24 protein-coding genes and 1 tRNA gene are annotated in these 22,282 nt (G+C 65.9%); 14 read left to right on the top strand and 11 right to left on the bottom strand.

Translation table 11 applies throughout. The annotated features are described in order from the left end of the window. Positions 1-105: 105 nt before the first annotated feature. Positions 106-429, bottom strand: coding sequence for a HesB/IscA family protein (locus AC58NV_RS00280; RefSeq protein WP_366659722.1), 324 nt, complete (start codon positions 427-429; stop codon positions 106-108). A gap of 102 nt (positions 430-531) precedes the next feature. Here AC58NV_RS00280 and AC58NV_RS00285 point away from each other — a divergent pair, with 102 nt between their 5' ends. The 10 genes from AC58NV_RS00285 to AC58NV_RS00330 all read left to right on the top strand — a co-directional run bounded on the left by AC58NV_RS00285 (position 532) and on the right by AC58NV_RS00330 (position 9,365). Beyond that, positions 532-1,683 (top strand): deoxyguanosinetriphosphate triphosphohydrolase, encoded by a 1,152-nt coding sequence (locus AC58NV_RS00285; protein WP_497226372.1) that lies wholly within the window; start codon positions 532-534, stop codon positions 1,681-1,683. Between the two features lie 383 nt (positions 1,684-2,066). Next, a complete protein-coding gene (locus AC58NV_RS00290; protein WP_497225379.1) occupies positions 2,067-2,459 on the top strand; it encodes a GFA family protein in 393 nt (130 codons plus the stop codon). Positions 2,460-2,605: 146 nt separating this feature from the next. After that, a complete protein-coding gene (locus AC58NV_RS00295; RefSeq protein ID WP_174144876.1) occupies positions 2,606-2,905 on the top strand; it encodes a YciI family protein in 300 nt (99 codons plus the stop codon). Then, entirely contained in the window at positions 2,902-3,240 is a 339-nt protein-coding gene (locus AC58NV_RS00300; RefSeq protein WP_497225380.1) for a YciI family protein, read from the top strand. Before AC58NV_RS00295 ends, AC58NV_RS00300 begins: the two co-directional genes overlap by 4 nt. Positions 3,241-3,405: 165 nt before the next feature. Next, a complete protein-coding gene (gene argS / locus AC58NV_RS00305; RefSeq protein WP_497225381.1) occupies positions 3,406-5,151 on the top strand; it encodes an arginine--tRNA ligase in 1,746 nt (581 codons plus the stop codon). A 116-nt stretch (positions 5,152-5,267) separates the two neighbouring features. After that, a complete protein-coding gene (locus AC58NV_RS00310; protein ID WP_497225382.1) occupies positions 5,268-6,485 on the top strand; it encodes an SPOR domain-containing protein in 1,218 nt (405 codons plus the stop codon). Positions 6,486-6,607: 122 nt separating this feature from the next. Further along, positions 6,608-7,612 (top strand): beta-N-acetylhexosaminidase, encoded by a 1,005-nt coding sequence (gene nagZ / locus AC58NV_RS00315; protein ID WP_497225383.1) that lies wholly within the window; start codon positions 6,608-6,610, stop codon positions 7,610-7,612. Further along, the gene (locus AC58NV_RS00320; protein ID WP_366659712.1) at positions 7,605-8,399 is read left to right on the top strand and encodes a segregation and condensation protein A; all 795 of its coding nucleotides are present in this window, start codon (positions 7,605-7,607) and stop codon (positions 8,397-8,399) included. Before nagZ ends, AC58NV_RS00320 begins: the two co-directional genes overlap by 8 nt. After that, on the top strand, positions 8,399-9,082 hold the full coding sequence (scpB, locus tag AC58NV_RS00325; RefSeq protein WP_497225384.1) for an SMC-Scp complex subunit ScpB: 684 nt from the start codon (positions 8,399-8,401) through the stop codon (positions 9,080-9,082). Before AC58NV_RS00320 ends, scpB begins: the two co-directional genes overlap by 1 nt. A gap of 85 nt (positions 9,083-9,167) precedes the next feature. Continuing rightward, complete coding sequence (locus AC58NV_RS00330) at positions 9,168-9,365, top strand: hypothetical protein (RefSeq protein WP_497225385.1); 198 nt, start codon at positions 9,168-9,170, stop codon at positions 9,363-9,365. On the opposite strand, the gene AC58NV_RS00335 is transcribed toward AC58NV_RS00330, so the two are convergent. Then, positions 9,358-10,515 (bottom strand): MFS transporter, encoded by a 1,158-nt coding sequence (locus AC58NV_RS00335; protein ID WP_497225386.1) that lies wholly within the window; start codon positions 10,513-10,515, stop codon positions 9,358-9,360. The genes AC58NV_RS00330 and AC58NV_RS00335 overlap by 8 nt on opposite strands. A 71-nt stretch (positions 10,516-10,586) precedes the next feature. Here AC58NV_RS00335 and AC58NV_RS00340 point away from each other — a divergent pair, with 71 nt between their 5' ends. Further along, positions 10,587-11,120 carry an Lrp/AsnC family transcriptional regulator gene (locus AC58NV_RS00340; protein WP_497225387.1) on the top strand — a complete coding sequence of 178 codons (534 nt, stop codon included), beginning with the start codon at positions 10,587-10,589 and terminating at the stop codon, positions 11,118-11,120. Positions 11,121-11,136: 16 nt separating this feature from the next. Here the strand turns inward: AC58NV_RS00340 and AC58NV_RS00345 are convergent, their stop codons facing one another. The 8 genes from AC58NV_RS00345 to AC58NV_RS00380 all read right to left on the bottom strand — a co-directional run bounded on the left by AC58NV_RS00345 (position 11,137) and on the right by AC58NV_RS00380 (position 18,224). Then, entirely contained in the window at positions 11,137-12,216 is a 1,080-nt protein-coding gene (locus tag AC58NV_RS00345; RefSeq protein ID WP_497225388.1) for a 2'-deoxycytidine 5'-triphosphate deaminase, read from the bottom strand. A 125-nt stretch (positions 12,217-12,341) separates the two neighbouring features. Then, positions 12,342-12,418 (bottom strand) — tRNA-Pro (locus tag AC58NV_RS00350). Positions 12,419-12,616: 198 nt separating this feature from the next. Next, the gene (locus tag AC58NV_RS00355) at positions 12,617-14,698 is read right to left on the bottom strand and encodes a MerR family transcriptional regulator (protein WP_497225389.1); all 2,082 of its coding nucleotides are present in this window, start codon (positions 14,696-14,698) and stop codon (positions 12,617-12,619) included. Positions 14,699-14,713: 15 nt separating this feature from the next. Then, positions 14,714-15,016, bottom strand: coding sequence for an integration host factor subunit alpha (gene ihfA / locus AC58NV_RS00360; RefSeq protein ID WP_008207184.1), 303 nt, complete (start codon positions 15,014-15,016; stop codon positions 14,714-14,716). A gap of 101 nt (positions 15,017-15,117) precedes the next feature. Further along, positions 15,118-16,089 (bottom strand): beta-ketoacyl-ACP synthase III, encoded by a 972-nt coding sequence (locus AC58NV_RS00365; RefSeq protein WP_497225390.1) that lies wholly within the window; start codon positions 16,087-16,089, stop codon positions 15,118-15,120. 17 nt (positions 16,090-16,106) lie between these two features. Continuing rightward, on the bottom strand, positions 16,107-17,219 hold the full coding sequence (gene plsX / locus AC58NV_RS00370) for a phosphate acyltransferase PlsX (RefSeq protein ID WP_497225391.1): 1,113 nt from the start codon (positions 17,217-17,219) through the stop codon (positions 16,107-16,109). A 37-nt stretch (positions 17,220-17,256) separates the two neighbouring features. Then, positions 17,257-17,463, bottom strand: coding sequence for a 50S ribosomal protein L32 (gene rpmF, locus AC58NV_RS00375; RefSeq protein ID WP_008558107.1), 207 nt, complete (start codon positions 17,461-17,463; stop codon positions 17,257-17,259). 224 nt (positions 17,464-17,687) lie between these two features. After that, positions 17,688-18,224 (bottom strand): YceD family protein, encoded by a 537-nt coding sequence (locus tag AC58NV_RS00380; RefSeq protein WP_497225392.1) that lies wholly within the window; start codon positions 18,222-18,224, stop codon positions 17,688-17,690. A 101-nt stretch (positions 18,225-18,325) separates the two neighbouring features. On the opposite strand from AC58NV_RS00380, the gene AC58NV_RS00385 reads away from it, so the two are divergent. From AC58NV_RS00385 to AC58NV_RS00395, 3 genes are all read left to right on the top strand, one after another. After that, on the top strand, positions 18,326-18,799 hold the full coding sequence (locus AC58NV_RS00385; RefSeq protein WP_497225393.1) for an outer membrane protein assembly factor BamE: 474 nt from the start codon (positions 18,326-18,328) through the stop codon (positions 18,797-18,799). Positions 18,800-18,847: 48 nt separating this feature from the next. Next, the gene (locus AC58NV_RS00390; RefSeq protein WP_497225394.1) at positions 18,848-19,624 is read left to right on the top strand and encodes a GNAT family N-acetyltransferase; all 777 of its coding nucleotides are present in this window, start codon (positions 18,848-18,850) and stop codon (positions 19,622-19,624) included. 63 nt (positions 19,625-19,687) lie between these two features. Further along, entirely contained in the window at positions 19,688-21,496 is a 1,809-nt protein-coding gene (locus AC58NV_RS00395; protein WP_497225395.1) for an ABC-F family ATP-binding cassette domain-containing protein, read from the top strand. Between the two features lie 158 nt (positions 21,497-21,654). Here the strand turns inward: AC58NV_RS00395 and AC58NV_RS00400 are convergent, their stop codons facing one another. Then, positions 21,655-22,209, bottom strand: a complete 555-nt coding sequence (locus AC58NV_RS00400) for a sugar O-acetyltransferase (protein WP_497225396.1) — start codon at positions 22,207-22,209, stop codon at positions 21,655-21,657. Positions 22,210-22,282 lie beyond the last annotated feature (73 nt).

The following is a 22,282-nucleotide window of genomic DNA, read 5'->3' on the forward strand; positions in this document are numbered from 1 at the left end:
AGAAGAAATGGCTGTTGAGCCCCGCAGGGGCGAAGCGCCCGCCCCTTCAGCCGGGGGCGGGCGCGGCCTTGCTTGGGCAAGGCTCGGGAATTCGCAATCCTATTCTCAGATCGAGAACGAGGTGCCGCAACCGCAGCTGGAGGTGGCGTTGGGGTTCTCGATGGTGAAGCGGGCGCCGATCAGCTCCTCGGTGAAATCGATTACCGCGTTTTCCAGGAACGGCAGGGAGACGCTGTCGACCACCACCTTTTCACCCTGGCCCTCGAGCACCAGATCATCCTCCTTGGCCTCATCCAGCGCGATCTCGTACTGGAAGCCGGAGCAGCCGCCGCCTTCCACAGCGACCCGCAGCGCCTGGCCCTGATCCGCGGCGCCGATCTCGGCCAGCCGGGCAAAGGCGCGGTCGGTGACTTTCGGGGGCAGGTGCATCAGGTTTCTCCACGGGCGTAGGTTGCAGCGCAAAGCTTTATATAGAAAGGTGCAATTCAAGCGGCAAGATGTGGAGCCCCAGCTTTGGTCAAAAGATTTGAATTGCACGCACCTTATGCCACGATGCCGGACCGCAGCCGCGGGCGGCAGGTGCCGGAGGAGGAGAGCTCCTTCCGCTCGCCCTATCAGCGCGACCGCGACCGGATCATCCACGCCAGCGCCTTCCGCAGGCTGAAGCACAAGACCCAGGTGTTCGTGGAGCATGAGGGCGACAATTACCGCACCCGGCTGACCCATTCGATCGAGGTCGGGCAGGTGGGCCGCACCATTGCCGGCGCGCTGGGGCTTAACCAGGAACTGACCGAGGCGGTGGCGCTGGCGCATGACCTGGGCCACACGCCGTTCGGCCACACCGGCGAGGACGCGCTGCATGCGCTGATGGCGCCCTACGGCGGCTTTGACCACAACGCCCAGGCGATCCGCATCGTGACCTGCCTGGAGCGCCACTATGCCGAGTTTGACGGCTTGAACCTCACCTGGGAAACCCTCGAAGCCATTGCAAAACACAATGGCCCGGTGGTGGGAGAACTGCCCTGGGCGCTGGCCGAATGCAATGCCGCCATCGACCTGGAACTGCACACCCACGCCAGCGCCGAGGCGCAGGTGGCGGCGCTGTCGGATGACATCGCGTACAACAATCACGATCTGCATGATGCGCTGCGGGCCGGGCTGTTCACCGATAACGATCTGGCCCGGCTGCCGCTCTTGGATCGTGCCTATGGCGAGGTGGACCGGAAGTATCCCGGGCTGGATGCGAACCGGCGGCGGCACGAGGCGCTGCGGCGGTTCTTTGGCTTCATGGTCGAGGATGTGATCAGCACCGCCCGCAGCCTGCTGGCGGATACCGGCGTGCAAAGCGTCGAGGAGGTTCGCGGTCTGGGCCATCCGGTGGTGAAATTCTCTGATCCGCTGTGGCGGGACCTGAAGGAGATCCGCGCCTTCCTGTTCACCCGCATGTACCGGGCGCCCTCGGTGATGGAGAAGCGGGCCAAGGTCGCCAAGGTGGTGGAAGCGCTGTTTCCTTATTTCCTGGACAACCCGCAGGACATGCCGGAACGCTGGCACGCCGAGATTGCGGCCGCAGGGGACCGCACCGCGCTGGCGCGGATCGTGTCGGACTATATTGCCGGCATGACCGACCGGTTTGCCCTGCAGCTGCATGAGCGGCTGATCGGGGTGAAGGTCGAGGTCTAAAGGGCTCCGGCTGCTGCCGTTTCTGCTGTTGTTCTTTCTGCCGTGCCTTTCAAAGGGGCGGAATAGGGATGGCGGCGCCGCCACGGGGGCGGAGGATAGGGCCGGAGCGCCAGCGCGCCCCGGGTCCGGTCCAAAGCTTCAACCATTTGACGTCCCTGCACCTTTTGTGGAGGTGGTCTCGGGGGTCCTGGTCTCCTGTGCGCGCGGGGTGCCAGACCCGCGCCATGTGCTGCAGCGGGGGTGATTTTCGCAGATCGGGGTTAAGGCCGCGCAAGCGGGGCGTGCGCTGCTGCGGGCCTTTGCGCAACGCCCTGTTCGGCTTGTTTTAATGCAAATGTTCCTGTAATGTTCTCATCAAATTCATGATAGAGAGGATTGCCGGAATGATTGAGGGAAGCTGCTGCTGCGGAGCGGTGAAGTTTGAACTGCTGGCGCAGCCGGCGCTGATGGGCACCTGCCATTGCTCCCGCTGCCGCAAGGCCGGGGCCAGCACCATTGTCTTTGTGAAAAAGGACGACCTGCGCTGGATTGCCGGCAAGGAGGACGTGGCGCTGTACCAGCCTGCGCCGCCTTATAAATACGGCCGCTGCTTCTGCCGGATATGCGGCAGCTCGCTGGGGGAGATCCTGTCGGAGGAAGAGAGCTTCCCGATTGCCGCAAATGCGCTGGACGGGGTGCTGGAGGCGGCGAACAGCTTCCATGAGTTCGTGGGCGAGAAGCCCGGCTGGTATGAAATTTGCGACGGCGCAAAGCAGTCGCAGGGGCATCCGGCCTGATCTGAGATATTGGTGAGGTGGGGTGTTGTCCGCACCCGGTTCCTGCGCTGCGCTGCAAATTGGCCGTAAGCCGTGCTATGATCTGGCCCTATGATGCCGCGGGGCATCGGCGGTATCCGCAGGGGAGGCATTACGAGGGGAAAGCCATGGCACGCTGGACCGTCACATTCACGGACAAGCCGGACATGGACCGGGTGCGCAGCGACAAGAAGCGGCGCGAGGCGCATATCGCCTTTGTGCGGTCGCGGCCCGAGCTGCAGATCGGCGGCGCGCTGGCGATGCGGCCGATGCAGGACTTTCCCGGCGCGATCTGGAATGTGGAGGCCGAAACCCGCCAGGATGTGGAGCGGCTGATCCTGCAGGACCCCTATTATGTGGCCTCCCTGCGCACCTACAAGATCACCGAATGGGGCACGGCCTCGGCCATTCAGGGGATGTTCTCGTGACCGCCGCCAGTGAAGCCCGCAATTCCGCACCGGAGCTGACCCGCTGGGCGGTGCTGTTCCGCGATGCGCCTGCGATGATGGATATCCGCGCCGACAAGGCCCGGCGCGACGCCCATGTGGCCTATGTCGAGGAACACCCGGAGCTGCGCATCGGCGGCGGGCTGAAACCGGACACCGATGGCGATTTCTGCGGCGCCTTGTGGATTGTCGAGGCCGAGGACCGGATCGAAGTGGAGCATCTGATCCATGGCGATCCGTTTTACGTGCCCGCCTTCCGCTCTTACGAGATTTTCACCTGGGGCAAGATCCTGGAAGAGCGCACCGCGGTTTTGTGAGGCCGGCGCCGCGGCAGCGGCGCAATTTTCCTGCGCAAGAAAACTGGCTGGAAAATCCGGATTTTCCGGCACGGCCCTCTCAAGGCGCCGGGCTGCCCCTGCAATCCTGTTGACCCTTCCTGCAGCCCCCGGTATCCGCAGTGCTGAACAGTTGGGACGCCAGACATGAACCTCTTTACCGATATCCGCACGCTTGTGATTGACAGCCTCACCGCCATGACCGGCGAAGGCGCGCTGCCCGAGGGGCTCGATTTTGCCAATGTGGCGGTGGAGCCGCCGCGCGATGCCGCCCATGGCGACATGGCGACCAATGCGGCGATGGTGCTGGCCAAGCCTGCCAAGATGAAACCGCGCGACATTGCCGAGACGCTGGCGGCCAAGCTGGCGGCAGACGAGCGGATCACCTCGGCTGAGGTTGCAGGCCCCGGCTTCCTCAATCTGCGGCTGGCCCCGGGCATCTGGCAGGGCGTTCTGAAATCGGTCCTGGACGCAGGCACGGATTACGGCCGCTCGGCGATGGGCGAAGGCAAGCGCGTGAACGTGGAATATGTCTCCGCCAACCCGACCGGCCCGCTGCATGTGGGCCATACCCGCGGCGCGGTGTTCGGCGATGCGCTGGCGGCGCTGCTGGCCTATGCCGGATACGACGTCACCCGCGAATACTACATCAACGACGGCGGCGGCCAGGTCGACGTTCTGGCGCGCTCCGTCTACCTGCGCTACCTGGAGGCGCACGGGCAGGAAGTGGCCTTTGCCGACGGCACCTATCCGGGCGACTACCTGGTTCCGGTCGGGCAGGCGCTGAAGGACAAGGTGGGTGATGCCTATGTCGGCAAGGGCGAGGACGTTTGGCTGGCGGAAGTGCGCGAGTTCGCCACCGACGCGATGATGGCGCTGATCCGCGAGGATCTGGCCCAGCTCGGCATCGAGATGGACAAGTTCTACTCCGAGAAGTCGCTTTACGGCACCGGCAAGATCGAGGCGGCACTGGCCAGCCTGGAAGCCAAGGGTCTGATCTACCAGGGCGTGCTGGAGCCGCCGAAGGGCAAGAAGCCCGACGATTGGGAGCCGCGCGAGCAGACTTTGTTCAAGTCCACCGACCATGGCGACGACGTTGACCGGGCGGTGAAGAAATCCGATGGCTCCTGGACCTATTTCGCGCCCGATATTGCCTATCACTATGACAAGGTGGAGCGCGGCTTTGACGAGCTGATCGACATCTTCGGCGCCGACCACGGCGGCTATGTCAAGCGGATGAAGGCGGCGGTTTCGGCGCTGTCCAATGGCAAGGTGCCGCTGGACATCAAGCTGTGCCAGCTGGTGAAGCTGTTCAAGGACGGCCAGGAGTTCAAGATGTCCAAGCGGGCAGGGACCTTTGTCACCCTGCGCGATGTGGTGGATTCTGTCGGCCCGGACGTCACCCGCTTCATGCTGCTGACGCGCAAGAACGATCAGGGCTTCGACTTTGACCTCGACAAGGCGCTGGAGCAGTCCAAGGACAACCCGGTTTTCTACGTGCAATACGCCAACGCGCGGATCTGCTCGACCCTGCGCAAGGCAAAGGAGCAGGGGATCGCGGCCGATGATGCCACCCTGAACGCTGCGGACCTCAGCCTGATCGCCGATCCGGCGCAGCTGGCGGTGGCCAAGAAGCTGGCAGAATGGCCGCGCCAGGTGGAAATCGCCGCCCGCACCCATGAGCCGCACCGGGTGGCCTTCTACCTCTACGACCTCGCCTCCGAGCTGCACGGGCTGTATCACCTCGGCAAATCGAACGAAGGTTTACGCTTTGTTAATGAAAGCAGCCAATTGGCAACACATGCAAATTTGGCGCTGGCGCGGGCCGTTTCCGTTGTCATTTCCGCTGGTCTTGGTATTCTTGGCGTGAAACCGGCAGAAGAGATGCGATAGCCAAAGGGGCGCAAGCCCTTGCGGTGAAAATTGCTCATCCGCCGGACTGAGGCAGTTCAAGAGACCTGGGAGCGCGGGGCCGCATGGCGCCGCCATACCGGGCAGTGAGGCGGACAATGGCGTATTTTGCGCAGGCGGGCCAGGGGCGCGCCTATTCACAGGGCGGTGACCGGCAGCAGCAGGACACCGCAGCTGGCGGTCCTTACGGGCAGCAGTACTCCGATCAGAGCTATGCAGGGCAGCCGTACACCGGCCAGCAGTACACCGGGCCGGGCGCCGAGCCGGACTATGGGTATGAAGACCCGGCCTACGGCTACCAGCCGGAGGGGCAGGGCTATGGCGCTGATGATTACGCCGCCTATGCTGCGGCCCCGGCGGGCCTGCGGGCGCGGTTCTCCAAAAGCTTGAGCATCCTGGGCGCGGTGGCCTCCATCGCACTGGTCGCGGGCGTCGGCTTCTGGGGCTACAAGCTGGTGATGCGCGACGTCAGCGGTGTGCCGGTGGTGCGTGCCGCCGAGGGCCCGATGCGCGAGCAGCCGGAGAATCCGGGCGGCAGCCAGGCGGATCACCAGGGGCTGGCGGTGAACGCGGTGGCGGCCAGCGGCAGCGCCGAGGCGCCTGCCGACCGGCTGACCCTGGCGCCCTCTGCCATTGAACTCACCGAAGATGACAAGCCGCTGCCGGAACTGGCCGCAGAGGCCGCGCCGGTTGCGGAGCTGCCTGCCGCCCCGGCGGAGCCTGATGCTCCGGCGGCCCCTGGCGCGGAATCGGGCGTCAGCGGGGAGGCGGTGGCCTCCTTCCAGAACGGCGATATCGACGCGCTGGTGGCGGAACTGGCCCGCGAGGCCGAGAACGTCTCGGCCCCGGTGCCCGCCGCTGCGGCAGCGCCTGCGATCGTGCAGCCGGAACCGCTGCAGCCGGCGTTGGCCGCTGCCACGGCGTCTCCGGCGCTGCTGAATGCGCCCGGCGTCAAGGTTTCACTGCGGCCCTCGGCCCGTCCCGCACGGTTCAGCCCGGCTCCGGCCGCAGCCGCACCGGCAGCGCTGGCCGCACCGGTCGATGTGGACCCGGCCACCCTGGCAGCCGGCACCCGCCTTGCGCAGCTGGGCGCCTATGAAAGCCCCGAAGTGGCGCGCGCCGAATGGGACCGCATCAGCGCCCGTTTCCCGGAGTATCTTGAAACCAAGCAGCGGGTGATCCAGCGCGCCGAAAGCGGCGGCCGCACCTTCTACCGGCTGCGGGCAATGGGCTTTGACGGGCTGTCGGACGCGCGCCGGTTCTGTTCGGCACTGGTCGCGGGCAATGCCGATTGCATTCCGGTGACCACCCGGTGACAGTACGGACAGCAGATTAATGTACCGCCCGGCCGCAAGGCCGGGCAGCGCCCGCCCCGCCCCCCACGTGGCGGGCGCAACCCTTGCCGGGACACAGCACTGGGGTATTGCAGAGGGCCATCATGACCTACGGAGCGACCATCCTTGACGCCGGCGGCCTGCGCCTGAGCGCGGATGAAAAGGCGTTCTTCCGAGACGCCGATCCCTTCGGCTTCATCCTGTTTGCCCGCAACATCGAAGACGCGGAGCAGGTGCGTGCCCTGTGCGGAGATTTCCGCGAGGCAGTGGGGCGAGAGTGTCCCATCACCATCGACCAGGAGGGCGGCCGGGTACAGCGCCTGCGCAAACCGCTGGGGCGCGAATGGCTGCCGCCGCTGGAGCATGTGCAGCGGGCCGGCGCGGGCGCGGAACGCGCCATGTACCTGCGCTACCGGCTGATCGCGCATGAGTTGCACACCCTTGGCATCGACAGCAACTGCGCGCCGATTGCCGATGTGGCCTGCGCGGACACCCATGAGTTTCTGAAGAACCGCTGCTATGGCGAAGACACCCAGGCGGTGGCCGCCATCGGCCGCGCCGTGGCGCAGGGGCATCTGGACGGCGGCGTGCTGCCGGTGCTGAAGCACATCCCCGGCCATGGCCGCGCCACCGCCGACAGCCATCTGGACCTGCCGCATGTGGCCAGCCGGTCCGAGCTGCTGGAACAGACTGATTTCGCGGCTTTCAAGGCGCTCAATGACCTGCCGCTGGGGATGACCGCGCATCTGGTCTATGACGCCTATGATAACCGGCCCGCCACCACTTCGCCGGTGATGATGAAGCTGATCCGCGAGCAAATCGGCTTTGACGGGCTGGTGATGACCGACGACATCTCGATGAAGGCGCTGCAGGGATCGCTGACGGACATCACGCGGGACTCGCTGGCGGCGGGCTGCGACGTGGTCCTGCTGTGCAATGCGCCGCTGGCGGACCGCATCGCGGTGGCGGAGGCTGCCGGTGCCATGACAGCGGCGGCACAGACCCGCGCAGAGGCCGCATTGGCGGCCCGGCGCCCGCCTGCAGACCTTGACATTCAGGCTGCCGAAGACGAACTTGCCGCCCTCATGGGCGGGCAGGTGTATGGCTGAGCAGTCACTTTTTTCAGAAGCGGACACAAGCGTAGAGGAGCGGCTGGCGGCCGAGGCCCTGATCGTCGATGTGGACGGGTTCGAAGGCCCGCTCGACCTGCTGCTGACGCTGTCGCGCACCCAGAAGGTGGATCTGCGCAAGATCTCTGTGCTGGAGCTGGCAAAACAGTACCTGGCCTTTGTCGAGAAGGCTAAGGAGCTTCGGATCGAGCTGGCCGCCGACTACCTGGTGATGGCGGCCTGGCTGGCATTCCTGAAATCCCGCCTGCTGCTGCCCCCGGACCCGGAGGAAGAAGGGCCGTCGGGCGAGGAGCTGGCCGCGCACCTGGCGTTCCAGCTGGAGCGCCTTCAGGCGATGCGCGATGCAGCTGCGCGGCTGATGGGGCGCGACCGTCTGGGCCGCGACTTCTTTGCCCGCGGCGAGGAAGAGAGCGTCGCCCGGATCAAGACCGTCACCTATACCGCCAACCTGCTGGACCTGATGCAGGCCTATGCCCGCATCCGCACCAAGGAGGATTTCCGCCCCTTCGTGATGGACCGGGATTCGGTCTTCACCATGGAGGAGGCGCTTGACCGGATGCGGCACTTGCTGGGTTTCACCGGCGACTGGACCGACCTGATCAGCTATCTGCCGGACGGCTGGCACAGTGATCCGGTGAAGCGGCGCTCAGCCACCGCGGCGACCTTTGCCGCCTCGCTGCAGCTGGTCAAGGAAGGCAAGGCCGAGCTGCGCCAGAGCGAAACATTTGCGCCGATCCAGCTGCGCAGCCTGAACGAGGATAGCTGATGGAAGACCAGATCATGGACGGCCACGGCCAGGGCGCCCCTGTGCGCGATGACAATGACACCCTGTTCGATGCGCCGCCGATGGCAGAGCAGGAGCGGATGGTGGAAGCGGTGCTGTTTGCCAGTGCCGAGCCGGTGACCCTGCGCGACCTGGAAGGCCGGATGCCGCATGGCTGCAACCCGCGCGAGGCGCTGGAGCATCTGCGCAAACGCTATGAGGGGCGCGGCGTGCGGGTGGTGCGGCTGGGCGATGCCTGGGCAATCCGCACCGCGCCGGACCTCGGCTTCCTGATGCAGAAGGAAACCACCGAGCTGCGCAAGCTGAGCCGCGCCGCGATCGAGACACTGGCCATCGTGGCCTATCACCAGCCGGTGACCCGGGCGGAGATCGAGGAGATCCGCGGCGTGTCGGTCTCGCGCGGCACCATCGACCAGCTGATGGAAATGGACTGGATCCGCCTCGGCCGCCGCCGGATGACGCCGGGCCGCCCGGTGACCTTCGTGGTGACGCCGGTGTTCCTGGACCATTTCGGCCTGGAAAGCGCCCGCGACCTGCCGGGCCTGAAGGAGCTGCGCGCCGCGGGCCTTTTGGAGAACCGGCCGCCGCCGGGCAGCCTGCCGCTGGGTCAGAACGGCGACGAGGACGAAGAGGCGGAAGAACAGGCGGAACTGTTCGAGGAGTGATCCTGCCGCCGCGGCTCAGAACGCCCGGAAATTGCCGCATTACGCTTCTATGGTGGCAGGCAAGCGAAGGCAGAGGACTGAGGTCATGAATGCGAACTGGATCATCCGCATGGTGCTGCGCCGCCTGATCGGGCGCGCGGTCAACGCCGGGCTGCGCCGCGCGGCGCAGCAGGGCGCGCAGCGGCTCGGCAAGAGCAAAGGGCCGGCACCGGGATTCGGGCCCGGCCCCAGCCCGCAGCGCAAGCTGCGCAACGCAAAATCACGCATCCCCAAGGTCAAGTAGCGGAACCGGCAGGCAGCGCACCGCCGGGCTTTCGCCGGAGGCCAAGCGCCTCAGCCGCGCCGCTGAGCGCCAAGAGCGCCGACAGCGCCAGGCAGCCCGCCAGCCCCCAGGCGGCATACAGCAGCCCGCCGCCGAAGGGCGCCGCAAACACGCAGAGATAGGTGACGGTGCTGTACAGCCCCATGATGGCGCCGCGCTGCGCAGGCTCCAGCGCGGTGAGCCGCGCCACCAGCAGGTTGAGGGCGAGATGCTGGAACACACCCCACACCAGGGCAGCTCCCAACAGCAGCAGGTACTCCGGTGCCACGGCCGCCATCAGCAGGTAGCTGGCGGTGACGGCCAGCAGCACCGGCGCGGTGGCGCGGGCCAGCCCCAGCCGGTCCAGCAGCGGATCCAGCAGCACGGCGAGGCCGAAGCCGATGCCGTAGCACAGCGGCAGCAGACCCGCCTGGGTGGTGCTGTGCCCCAATTCCTGCGTGATATGGGCGCCGGTGAAGAAATAGCTGCCGTAGAAGCCCAGCATCAGCAGGGCGGTTGCCAGGAGGCCGCGGAAGATTCCCGGCACCCGCAGCGCCGTCAGCGGCGAGGTGGCCTGGCCGCTGGGGCTGCCCGCGGCGCGCAGGGAGGCGGAGGCGGCCCACAAGAGCAGCGCCACGCCCGAAAGCGTGCCGTAGACCGCGCGCCAGCCTGCCAGGTCGGTGGCCCAGGCGCTGACGCTGACCCCCAGCACCATCGACACGGTCCAGCCCGCCAGCACATAGCCCAGCACCTGTGCTTCGCGCCCCTTGGGGGCAATCACCATCGCCAGCGTGTAGATCGAGGGCAGGGCGGCCCCCGCCGCCAGCCCGCAGAGGGCTTGCGCCGCCATCAGCGTCCAGACATCCGGCGCCGCCGCGCTGGCGCCCAGCCCGGCCCCCAGCAGCAGGAGGGCAGCACGCATTACCCGCCCGGCACCGAGCCGGTCCCCCAGCGGTGCCAGCAGCAGCGCCGCGGCGGCCACCCCCAGCCCATAGGCGCTGGCGGCCCGCATCACCTCTGCCGTGGTGGCATCTAGGGTCTGGCTGACCGCCGTCACCACCGGCGACAGCAGAAGGGAGTTCGCGCCAATCACGCCAATGGCGCTCATCAGGATCAGAATCGGGGTTCGCATGGGTTTACCTTGAATAATCTTCAGGTATCTTTGCTATGTGCTGAATGAAGTTCTGTGAAGGGCAGGCGGATATGGTCAGGGAAAAAACAGATGAGGTTCGGAGGAACGGCGGGGCTGCCCGTGTTCTGGACGCGTTGGACCGAAAAATATTAGGCGCGCTGAGCGTCGATGCGACGCTGTCTTATGCGGCTATCGGGCAGGTGGCCGGGTTGTCTGCGCCGGCGGTGCATGAGCGGGTGAAGCGCTTGCGGGCCTCCGGCGCGATCCGGGCGACGGTGGCGCAGCTGGACGGGCCGGCGGTGGGCAAGCCGATGCTGGCCTTCATCCATGTCGACACAGTCGGCTGGGGCAAGACGGCTGAGCTTCTGTCGCTGGAGGCCTGGCCGGAGGTGGAGGAGATCCACACCGCCACCGGCGACACTTGCCTGATCCTCAAGGTGCGCGTCGCCTCCCCGCATGCGCTGGAGGGGCTGCTGGCCCGCATCTACGACGTCGAAGGAGTGCGCGGCACCCGCACCTATATGACGCTGTCCACCCATCTGGAACGGACCGTGCAGGCCGGTGTCAGCAATGAGTTGGAGGAAGAGCTGTATATCAAGCGCTGAGGCGGCGCAGGAAGGGTTACTCCGGCGATTTGAAATGCTTCGACAGCTTCAGCCCCTGGCCCTGGTAGTTGGAGGCAATGCCGGCGCCATAGAGCTGTTCCGGCACCTCGGCCATCTTCTCATAGACCAGGCGGCCCACCACCTGACCGTGCTCCAGCACAAAGGGCGCCTCGTGGCAGCGCACCTCCAGCACCCCGCGCGATCCGGTGCCGCCGGCCGCGTCATGGCCGAAGCCGGGATCGAAGAAGCCCGCGTAATGCACCCGGAATTCACCGACCATGGCCAAATAGGGGGCCATTTCAGCCGCATAGGCAGGCGGGATGTGCACCGCCTCGCGGCTGACCAGGATGTAAAAGGCGCCGGGGTCCAGGATGATGCGGCCGTCCTTGGTGTGCACCTCTTCCCAGTACTCCTGCGGGTCGTATTCGCCTATCCGGTCCAGGTCGATGACCCCGGTGTGCGGCTTGGCGCGGTAGCCGACCAGATCGGTGCCCGGCAGCTTGAGGTCGACGGAAAAGCCCAAGCCGTCCTCGATCACCGCCTCGCCATCAACCAGCGGGGAGCCGGCGTGCAGCATCTTGAGTTCCGCATCCGACAGCACCGCCTGACCGGTGCGGAAGCGGATCTGGTTCAGCCGCATGCCGGGGCGCACCAGCACTGAGAAAGAGCGCGGGCAGATTTCGGCGTAGAGCGGGCCGGTGTAGCCGGGCTTGATGCGGTCAAACTCCTCGCCGCCGTCGGTGATGGTGCGGGTCAGCAGGTCCAGCCGTCCGGTGGAGCTTTTGGCGTTGGCGACGGCCGAGACATCCTCCGGCAGCGCCAGGCCTTCCATCAGCGGCACCACATAGACGCAGCCCTTTTCCAGCACCGCGCCGCCGTCAAGGCTGATGCGGTGCATCTCGAATTCGGTCAGGCGGTCGGAGACGCTGCGGCCCTGGCCGGCCAGAAATGACGCCCGCACCCGGTAGGCGACATGGCCCAGCCGCAGATCGAGGCTGGCAGGCTGCACCTGGCCCTCCACCAGCGGCGTGCTGACGGTGATCTCCCCGCGCTCCAGCATCATTTCAATGGTCTGGCTGGGCAATACGCCTGTCATGTCCTGTCCCCCTCCGCGCCGGCTTTGCGGCGATGCTGGCCCAAACGGCTCCTGTGCGCAATCGCCAAAGCCTTGCGCAGGATACGAAAACGCCCGGGTGCGAAAACACCCGGGCGTTTTTCATATGGTCGGGCTAGCAGGACTCGAACCTGCGACCTTCCGTCCCCCAGACGGACGCGCTACCAGGCTGCGCCATAGCCCGTTGCAAAGCCTTCTAACCGTTTTCGCAGCAGGAGCAAGAGGGCGCGGCAAGATTTTTTGCGGACCTCTGTAAAAATCCTGCCGGCTGAGCCCCTTGCCTGCGCCCGCTGATCAGCAAGCCGTTTTCCGGCGCGGAAAACAGTCCGGAAATCAAGAGATTTGCGGGCCGGACTGCGTTCCGGATTCCGGACCTCTGGCTTCAGGGCCGGTTCCCGGCCAGTGCCCGCAGTTCCTCGGCGCAGGCGGCAATTCCCGCCAGCGACTGCGGCGGCAGGCTGCGGGTTTCGGCCAGAAGCGCCAGGATGCCGGGCTGCGGCGGGGCAGGGGCAACTGGCGGCTCTTGCGCGGGTTCCTCTGCCGTTTCCTCCAGCAGGTCTTCCGGACCGGCTGCTGCTTCCGCCATGGCATCCGGCTGCAGGTCCGGCTCTGCCTCCGGCAGGGCGTCCTCTTCTTCGTCCTCGTCATCGCCGCCGTTGAAACCGCTGGCAAATTCCAGCGCGTCGACCTGGCGGGCGGCCTGATCGAGGTCATGCGGCGGAAAGGCCGCGGCGGTGTCAGGAGGCGTGTCCGGTTCGGATGCAAGATCCTGGGCGGGTTCTTCAGCGGAAAAGGTGAAGTCCAGCGGCTCCTCGGGCTGCATCCCTGCGGCGGCAATCAGCGTGTCTTCTGCAGGGTCCGCGTCTGCCAGCGGTTCGGGGTCCGGGGCGGCCGGGGCGGCGTCCTCCGTCAGCGGCTCCAGATCCTCTGCCGGGACTTCCGGCTCAGCAGGGCTGGCTTCCTCCGGGAATTCCGCAACTGCGGCAGCAGGCTCCTGTCCGGGGTCCTCTGCAGGGCCGGCAGCAAGCTCTGCTTCCGGTTCCGGCAGATGCTCCTGGCCGGTCAGCGGGGCAATTTCCTGCAGCGGGGCGGGCGGTGTCTCAAGGACCGGGTCCGCTGCCGGTTCCGGAGCGGGTTCCTGTGCGTCCTCGGCGTCCTCTGCCGGCTGCAGCGCCTCCGGCAGAGGCGCCGCTGCGGCGGCAGGGGCCGGTTCCTCTGCGGCAGCGGCGTCCGGCTCCGGTTCGGGCAGATGCTCCTGGCCGGTCAGCGGGGCAATTTCCTGCAGCGGCGCAGGCGGTGTTTCAGGGGCCGGCTCTGCTGCCGGCTCCGAAGCGGTTTTCAGGGAATTCTCTGCATTCTCAGCCGGTTGCAGCATGTCTGCGGGGGCATCCTCAGCGGCGGCGGGCTCATCAGCCAAAGCCGGCTGCGGCGCATCCGCTTCCGGCGCAGCCTCCGGCATCTGTGCGGCATCCGGCTCCTCCTCCGCCTGCGGTGCGGCGGGCTGGAGGTCTGCAGCAGGGGGGGCGCCGATGGCTGGGGCATCGGCCATAAGATCCTGCGGCGCTTCGGCAGCAGGACCGGCGGGCAGTTTAGGTGCCGTTCCGCTTTCCTGCGGAAGGGCCGCCCCGGCAGAGTCCGGTGCCTGATCCAAGGGAGCGGTTCCGGCAGGCGCCTCTGCGGCGGGTTGCGGGTCCTGCCCGGCGCCGTGTGCCGGCTGCTCTGCCTCCGGCAAGCCCTCGGAAGGGGCCGCCTCCTGAGAAGCTGCCTCTTGGGTTTGTTCAGGAATATCGTCTGAAGCTGCGGGAGCCTCGGAAGCAGCCGGAGTGTCCTGCAGGTTGCCCGTCTCTGCCGCGGGGGGGACTGCGGGCGGCTGTGACCATGTGCCGGCCGGTCCCACTGCAGGGGCTGCTGCGCCGCCTTCCGCCGCGGGGGGCGCAAGGTCCATTTGCATTTGCGGGGCGGCAGCGGCTTCGGGCCGCGGTGCGACAGAGGCAGGGGCATTGGTAGTGGTAGGTGCTGCGGGGGCAGGCGGTTCGGCTTCTGTGCCGGCAGGCTGCGGGAAGCCGACCACATTGCTGTCCCCGGCGGTGTCCTGCGGGGCGGCCTCCGCGCTCAGCTCCAGCGACTGCTGCCAGTCCTCACCGAGCTTGTCCGCAGGCGGCGCTTCAACGGCGGGTTCGTCTTCGCCTTCCAGCGGGTGCGACAGGCTGGCGACATGGGCCACGCCCCGCTCGCGCAACAGTGCCTGCACTTCTTTGATCGACAATCCGTCAACGTGCAGCAGTTTCCTGATCCCGCCCAGCAGCTGCATGTCCGCAGGCCGGTAATAGCGCCGCCCGCCGGCGCGCTTGACAGGTTTGACCTGGGTGAATTTGCTCTCCCAGAAGCGCAGAACATGCGCCTGCACGTCCAGCCATTCCGCAACTTCGCTGATGGTGCGGAAGGCGTCCGGTGATTTCGACATGGCCTATTGGTCCCGTTACTTACGGTTGCCGTCTGCCACGCGGTCTTTCATCAGGTGGGAGGGCCGGAAGGTCAGCACGCGGCGCGGCTGGATCGGCACTTCTTCGCCCGTTTTCGGGTTGCGCCCGACCCGGGCCGACTTGTCCCTTACGCTGAAGGTGCCGAACGAGGAAATCTTAACCTGTTCACCGCGCACCAGGGCATCCGACATATGCTGCAGCATGCTTTCCACCAGCTGTGCGCTTTCGTTGCGCGACAGGCCGACTTCCCGGAAAACTGCTTCACTCAAATCCATTCGTGTCAGTGTTTTTTCGCCCATACCAATCCCCGTTGTTTGCCAAAGCATAGGGCGGAGGGAATTTCCCTGTCAATATCAATGAATTGCACCGGGGTATTCGGGCGGAAATTAGAGCTGCGCAGTTACCAGCGCAGCACAACAGCGCCCCAGGCCAAGCCGCCGCCGATGGCCTCGGTCACGATCAGATCGCCTTCGTTGATCTGGCCGCGTTCCTTGCCGACCGACAGGGCCAGCGGAATGGAGGCGGCGGAGGTGTTGCCGTGATCCTGCACGGTAACCACCACATTGTCCATGCTGAGGCCCATTTTCTTGGCCGTGCCCTGGATGATGCGGATATTGGCCTGATGCGGCACGATCCAGTCGACGTCCGCGGCCGAGAGGCCCGCGCGGTCCAGTGCGGTATTGGCGGTGGAGGCTAGCTTTTCGACCGCGTGGCGGAACACCTGGTTGCCCTGCATCCGCAGGTGGCCGGTGGACTGGGTCGAAACCCCGCCGTCGACGTAGAGCAGGTCCTTGTAGCGGCCGTCGGAGTTGAGGTCGGTCGCCAGGATGCCCCGGTCCTTGTTGGTGCCGGGCTGTTCCTGCGCTTCCAGCAGCAGCGCGCCGGCGCCGTCGCCGAACAGCACGCAGGTGGAGCGGTCGGTCCAGTCCATGATCCGGCTGAAGGTTTCCGCACCGATCACCATCACGCGGTCTGCCTGGCCCGAAGCGATCAGCGCGCTGGCGTTTGACAGCGCATAGACAAAACCCGCGCAGACCGCCTGGACGTCAAAGGCAAAGCCCTTGGTCATGCCCAGTTTGGACTGCACCATGGTGGCCGCAGAGGGGAAGGTGAGATCCGGAGTGGAGGTTGCCACCACGATGGCGTCGATATCAGCCGCCGTCAGGCTTGCATCCGCCAAAGCGCGTTCAGCAGCCTTGGCGGCCATATCCGATGTGGTCTCTCCCTCGGCGGCGAAGTGGCGGCGTTCGATGCCGGAGCGGCTGCGGATCCATTCGTCCGTTGTGTCCAGCGTGGCTTCGAATTCCGCGTTTTCCACCACCCGCTCGGGGAGATAGTGTCCTGTGCCAGCAACTACCGCGCGTCGCGTCATTCGTCTGCCTGCCTATATTAGTCTTTTTCGGTGGCCGTCCGCATGCTGCGGACCGCAATATTATCTTGGGTATGCACGCCTGCAGATGCAACCCGTGCCGCCAGCTTTTCGGCGAAACCGTGCTGTGCCAGCCGGAAAGCCAGCTTGACCGCGGCCGAGACGCCCATGGCATCGGCGCCGCCGTGGGATTTCACCACGGTGCCGTTGAGGCCCAGGAACACGCCGCCGTTGACCCGGCGCGGGTCCATCCGCTTGGACAGCCGCTTGAGCGAGGTCATCGCCAGGACCGCGGCAATCTTCGACAGGAAGGAGTACTGGAACGCCTCGCGCAGGGCCGCGCGCATCACCCGCGCGGTGCCTTCGCCGGTCTTGATCGCCACGTTGCCGGTGAACCCGTCGGTCACGATCACATCCACGGCGTCGCCGGGAATGTCGCTGCCTTCGACAAAGCCGACGAATTCGTAATTCGCCTGCTCCGCCTGGTCCGCGATCAGTCCGTAGGCCTCCTTCAGCTCGGCGCGGCCCTTGTGCTCTTCGGTGCCGACATTCAGCAGGCCCACGCGGGGGCGGGCGATGTCCATCGAGTTGCGCACATAGGAGGTGCCCATCAGGGCGAACTGCAAGAGATCCTCGGCATCCGCCTTCACGTCGGCGCCGACATCCAGCATCACGTTGAAGCCTTGCGGGTTCAGCGACGGCCAGAGGATCGCAATGGCAGGGCGGTTGACGCCCGGCAGCTTGCGCAGCCGCAGCATCGACAGCGCCATCAGCGCGCCGGTGTTGCCGCAGGACACCGCGCCGTCGGCCTCGCCGTTCTTGACCGCGTCGAGCGCCGACCACATCGAGGTGCCCTTGCCGTTGCGCATCACCTGAGAAGGTTTGTCCTCCATGGTGACCACATCGCGGACATCGCGGATCTCGACGCGGCCCTTCAGCGCGCGTTTCTTGGCAACCAGGGGTGTCAGCTGTTCGGCAGGCCCGTGCAGGATGAACCCGATGTCCGGGTTCTTCTGTGCGGACATGGCAATGCCGGCCACCACAACTGCGGGGCCGGCGTCTCCGCCCATGGCGTCAACAGAAATAGTGATGCGGCCGGCTTTTGCCTGATTTTGATCGGGTTTACCCGTCATGCGAAAGCCTGCCTGGCATCAGGATCCTGTCCGTGGCTTACGCCGCGTCCTCGTCGATCTCGATCTCGTCAGCCGCTGCGACGATTTCCTTGTCGTCGTAATGGCCGCAGGAGGGGCATACGTGGTGCGGGCGCTTCAGCTCGCCGCAGTTGCCGCATTCGTTCGGGTTCGCAGCAACCAGTGCATCGTGCGCGCGGCGGTTGTTGCGGCGCGATTTGGATACTTTGTTCTGTTGGACGGCCATGTCTCAACCTTTGTCTGTTTGGGCCTTGGGGCCATCCCCGCGGCGCGATTGCATTCTGTTCGATCAGTCTGACGTGCGTTTAGGCGTCTGCCCAAGCATTGTCCAACCAAAAATTCCGATGAGCGCGCGAAAATACTGCGAATCTCCGCTGGCGCAAGCTGTTTTTTAAGTCAGGCAGGGCGGCGGCGCCAGAGGCGATTTTCTGCACCGCAAAAATTCTGCCTTCAGTCCCCATCTTTCAGCTGGCCGCGCAGGGCAGCGAGGCCGGCAAAGGGCTTGGTGTCCTCGTCGCGCATCGGCTGCACGCCATCCTCGGCATAGACTGCCTCACCCAGTTCGGCGCCGTCCTTGCGCGGGTAGGCGGGGATGTGCAGCGCCAGCGCCTCGGCCATCACCGCGGCCGGGTCGATGTGGCTGCCCAGCGGCTCGATGCTGTCATCCTCGGGCATTTCGGCCTCAGCGCCTTCCGGGGTTTCGAACCGGGCCAGATAGGTGATCTCCACAGGCTCCTCGATCCGGGTGGTGACCGGCTCAAGCGTCACCACGCAGTCCTGCACCACGGTGGCGCCCAGGCGGCCGGTCAGTTTCCAGTCTTTCTTGCCCATGGCCCTGATCTCGCCGGTGAAGCGCATTTTGCGCAGGGCATTCACCCCCATTTCCGTTGCCAGCGCCGCCAGGGCGTCCTTGTCCGGGGTGATTTCAAAGGCGGTCGGGGCGTTCTGCGGCAGGTCCGCCACCCGCAAAGCGGTGCTGTCAGACATTTTCGGGGACTTTCGTTTCTTGAACCGGAGGCGGTCATTAGGTAATCGGGTTGAAAGACGTATTCAAGCCGCCCCTGATGGCGGCAGGCTGGGGGGCAGTCATGGTTGCAAAGGCATTTCACTTCAAGGCCGTTTTGCGCGGCGCAGTATTTGCGGCGGCGGGGCTGGCACTGGCGGCCTGCACCGCGGTCTACCGCAAGCACGGCTATGTGCCGTCGCCGCATCAGCTGGCCGAAGTGGTGCCGGGCATCGACACCAGGGACTCGGTGGCGGAGACCATCGGGATGCCATCCTCGACCGGGGTGCTGGACGAGAGCGGCTATTACTATGTGGCGACCCGCTTCCGCCACTACGGGGCCAAGGCGCCCGAGCCGGTGGCGCGCGATCTGGTGGCGATCAGTTTTGACGCTGCGGGCGTGGTGCAGGGGATCGAGCGCTACAGCCTGGAAGACGGCAAGGTGGTGCCGCTGGAGCGCCGCGTGACCAGCTCCGGGGTGCAAGACAACACCTTCCTGCGCCAGCTGCTGGGCAACCTGGGTAATTTCGCCCCCGGCCAGCTGCTGAACGACGAATAAGACGGCTTCACGGGTTTGCCGCATCGCCTATGCTAGGGGCAGGGCTTTATGGGCTTAGCCGGAAAGCTGGAGGCCGATGTGGCGGAACCTGAGATTTTGCTGAGCAGGGGGCGCTACCGCGCCCGGCTGGCTGCCGGGGCGGCGGATGTAGCGGCGGCGCAATCCCTGCGGACGCTGTGCTTCCGGACCGGCGGCATGGACAGCGATCCCTATGACAGCCTGTGTTCCCATGTCCTGGTGGAGGAGAAAGCCGGCGGCACGCTGGTTTGCTGCTTCCGGCTGCTGCTGCTGGAAAGCGGCGGTCAGCTGGCGCAGAGCTATGCGGCGCAATTCTATGACCTGTCTGCGCTCCAAAACTTTGCGGGCAGGATGGCGGAGCTGGGCCGCTTTTGCACGCACCCGGAATGGCAGGATCCCGACATCCTGCGTATCGCCTGGGGGGCAATGACGGGCCTTGTTGACGGGCAGGGGGTGCAGATGCTGTTTGGCTGCTCCTCCTTTGCGGGCACCTCTGCCGAGCCTTACAAGGATGTCTTTGCGCTGTTGCGGCAGCGGCACCTGGCACCGGCAGAGTGGCGGCCGGGTGTGAAGGCGCCTGAGGTGGTCCGCTATGCCGCGGCGCTGCCGCAGGAGCCGGATGCGAAGAAGGCGCTGCAGGGGATGCCGCCCTTGTTGCGGTCCTACCTGGCGATGGGCGGCTGGGTCAGCGATCACGCGGTGGTGGACCGGCAGATGAACACGCTGCATGTGTTCACCGGGCTGGAGACCGGCGCGATCCCGGAGGCCCGCAAACGGCTGCTGCGGGCGGTGGCCGGCGGGGCTTGAGTATTTCGGGAAAGATGAATGCGGAGCGTTGACGCGATTTTGCCGCCGGGGTAGCTGGCTGGCATGGCACGAATTCCTCTTTTGCAGATGTCCGGCATTTCCCTCACCTTCGGGGGCGATCCGGTTTTTTCGAACCTCGATCTGGTGGTGCAGCCCGGCGACCGGGTGGCGCTGGTGGGCCGCAACGGGTCGGGAAAATCCACCCTGATGAAGGTGATGGCGGGGATTGTTGAAGCCGACCAGGGCGACATTGTGGTGCCGCCGGGCAAATCCGCCGGCTACATGGAGCAGGACCCGAAGATGGAGGGGTTCGCGACGCTGGGCGATTTTGCCGCCAGCGAGCTGGACCCGGGCGAGATGTACAAGGTGGAACGTGCAGGCGAGGGGCTGAAGTTCGACCCGGCGCGCCCCGTTGAGACCGCATCGGGCGGCGAACGCCGCCGCGCGGCGCTGGCCAAGCTGATGGCCGAGGCGCCGGACCTGATGCTGCTGGACGAGCCCACCAACCATCTGGATATCGAGGCGATCACCTGGCTGGAAAACGAACTTAAGGCCACCCGCGCGGCCTTCGTGCTGATCTCCCACGACCGGGCGTTCCTGCGGGCGCTGACCCGCGCCACCCTGTGGGTGGACCGCGGCGAGGTGCGGCGGCAGGAGAAGGGGTTTGAGCATTTCGAAGCCTGGCGCGACAAGGTCTGGGAAGACGAGGACATGCAGCGCCACAAGCTGAACCGGCTGATCAAGTCGGAAAGCCGCTGGGCGGTGGAGGGCATCTCGGCCCGGCGCAAGCGCAACATGGGGCGGGTGCGGGCGCTGCAGGATCTGAAGGCGGAACGCTCTGCCCAGATCAAGCGCCAGGGCGCCGCCGAGATGGCGCTGGAGGCTGGCCCCAAGTCGGGTCGCAAGGTGATCGAGGCCGAGAACCTCAGCAAGGCGTTTGGCGGCAAGCAGATCGTCAAGGACTTCTCGCTGAAGGTGCAGCGCGGCGACCGGGTGGCCTTTGTCGGCCCCAACGGGGCGGGCAAGACCACGCTCTTGAAGATGCTCTTGGGCATGGAAGAGCCGGATGCCGGCAAGGTGCAGCTGGGCACCAACCTGGAGATCGCATTGTTCGACCAGACCCGTGACCAACTGGACGGCGATTCGACCCTGTGGGAAAACCTGACCGCCGACCCCTTGCTGGGGATTTCCGGCAAGGCGGACCAGGTGATGGTGCGGGGCCAGCCGAAACATGTGGTGGGATACCTCAAGGAATTCCTGTTCGACGAACGTCAGGCGCGGGCACCGGTTCGGTCGCTCTCGGGCGGCGAGAAGGCGCGGCTCTTGCTGGCGCGGCTGATGGCGCGGTCCTCGAATCTGCTGGTCTTGGACGAACCGACCAACGATCTGGACGTCGAGACGCTGGACCTGCTGCAGGAGCTGCTGGACAATTACGACGGCACCGTGCTGCTGGTGAGCCACGACCGGGATTTCCTGGACCGGGTGGCGACCACGACGATTGCGATGGAGGGCGACGGCAAGGCCACGGCCTACGCCGGCGGCTGGAGCGATTACAACGCGCAGCGCGGGCCGCTGGAGGCGGCGGAACGGCCTGAGAAGGTGAAGCCTGCGAAGCCCAAGCCGAAGCAGGAGAGCCAGCCCAAGGACGGCCTGAGCTTCAAGGAGAAGCACCGGCTGGAGGCGCTGCCGGGTGAGATCGAGCGGCTGGAAGCGGAGATCGGCAAGCTGCAGGAACTGATGAGCGATCCGGAGCTGTTCACCCGCGAGCCGGTCAAGTTCAAGAAGGCCACAGAGGCGCTGGTGGAGCGGCAGGAAAAGCTGGCGGCCGCCGAGGAAGAATGGCTGCTGCTGGAGGAAAAGGCCGAAGGCTGAAGCGGCTCTTTTCAATTAGGACAGCGAGGCTGACCAAATGTTTCGCGCGCGAAACATTTGGTCAAAATTCCTGCCGTAAAACTTTGGAATTCATCAGGAAATGCTAAGCGCAGGTTAAGGCGGCGGGCGCAGGCTTTACGGTTTGATCTCTGGCCGGATCACCCGCTCCGGTGTCGGGCCGGATTGCCTGCCACTGTTTGCCCGGCGGCCACGCTGCGGGTGACTACGGCCCCGGCGCCGACAATGGCGCCATCGCCGATGGTGACGCCGGGCAGAATGATGGCGCCGCCGCCGATCCAGACATCGGCGCCCAGGGTGACGGGGTATGCGATCTCGAGGCCCTTCGCCCGTAAGTCTTTGTCCTTGTGGTGCTGGGCGCAGTAGATCTGCACATTCGGCCCCAGCATGGTGCCGTCGCCGATGGTCACGGGCGCAGTGTCCAGAATGGTGCAGCCCGCATTCAAATAGACGTTGTTGCCGAGGCTGATGTTGATGCCGTAGGCGCAGTGGAACGGCGTCTCGATCAGGCAGTTTTCGCCGTGGCCGGCAAAGAGCTTGGCAAGCGGCGGGCTGAGGTTTTCAGCCGGATCAGGGGCCGCCATATTGTGCTGATGCACTGCAACGCGGGCCTGGTGGCGCAACGCCGCCAGTTCGCTGTCCAGGCAACAGTACCACTCGCCCGCCTGCATCTTTTGCCGTTCGGTTTTGGTCATCGGTGTCTCCTTGCCGGGGAGAGGACACCGGGCGCGGCGTCTTGTCAAATGGCGGAGGGCTCCCGCGCCCGCA

The organism is Leisingera sp. ANG49 (assembly GCF_059694505.1).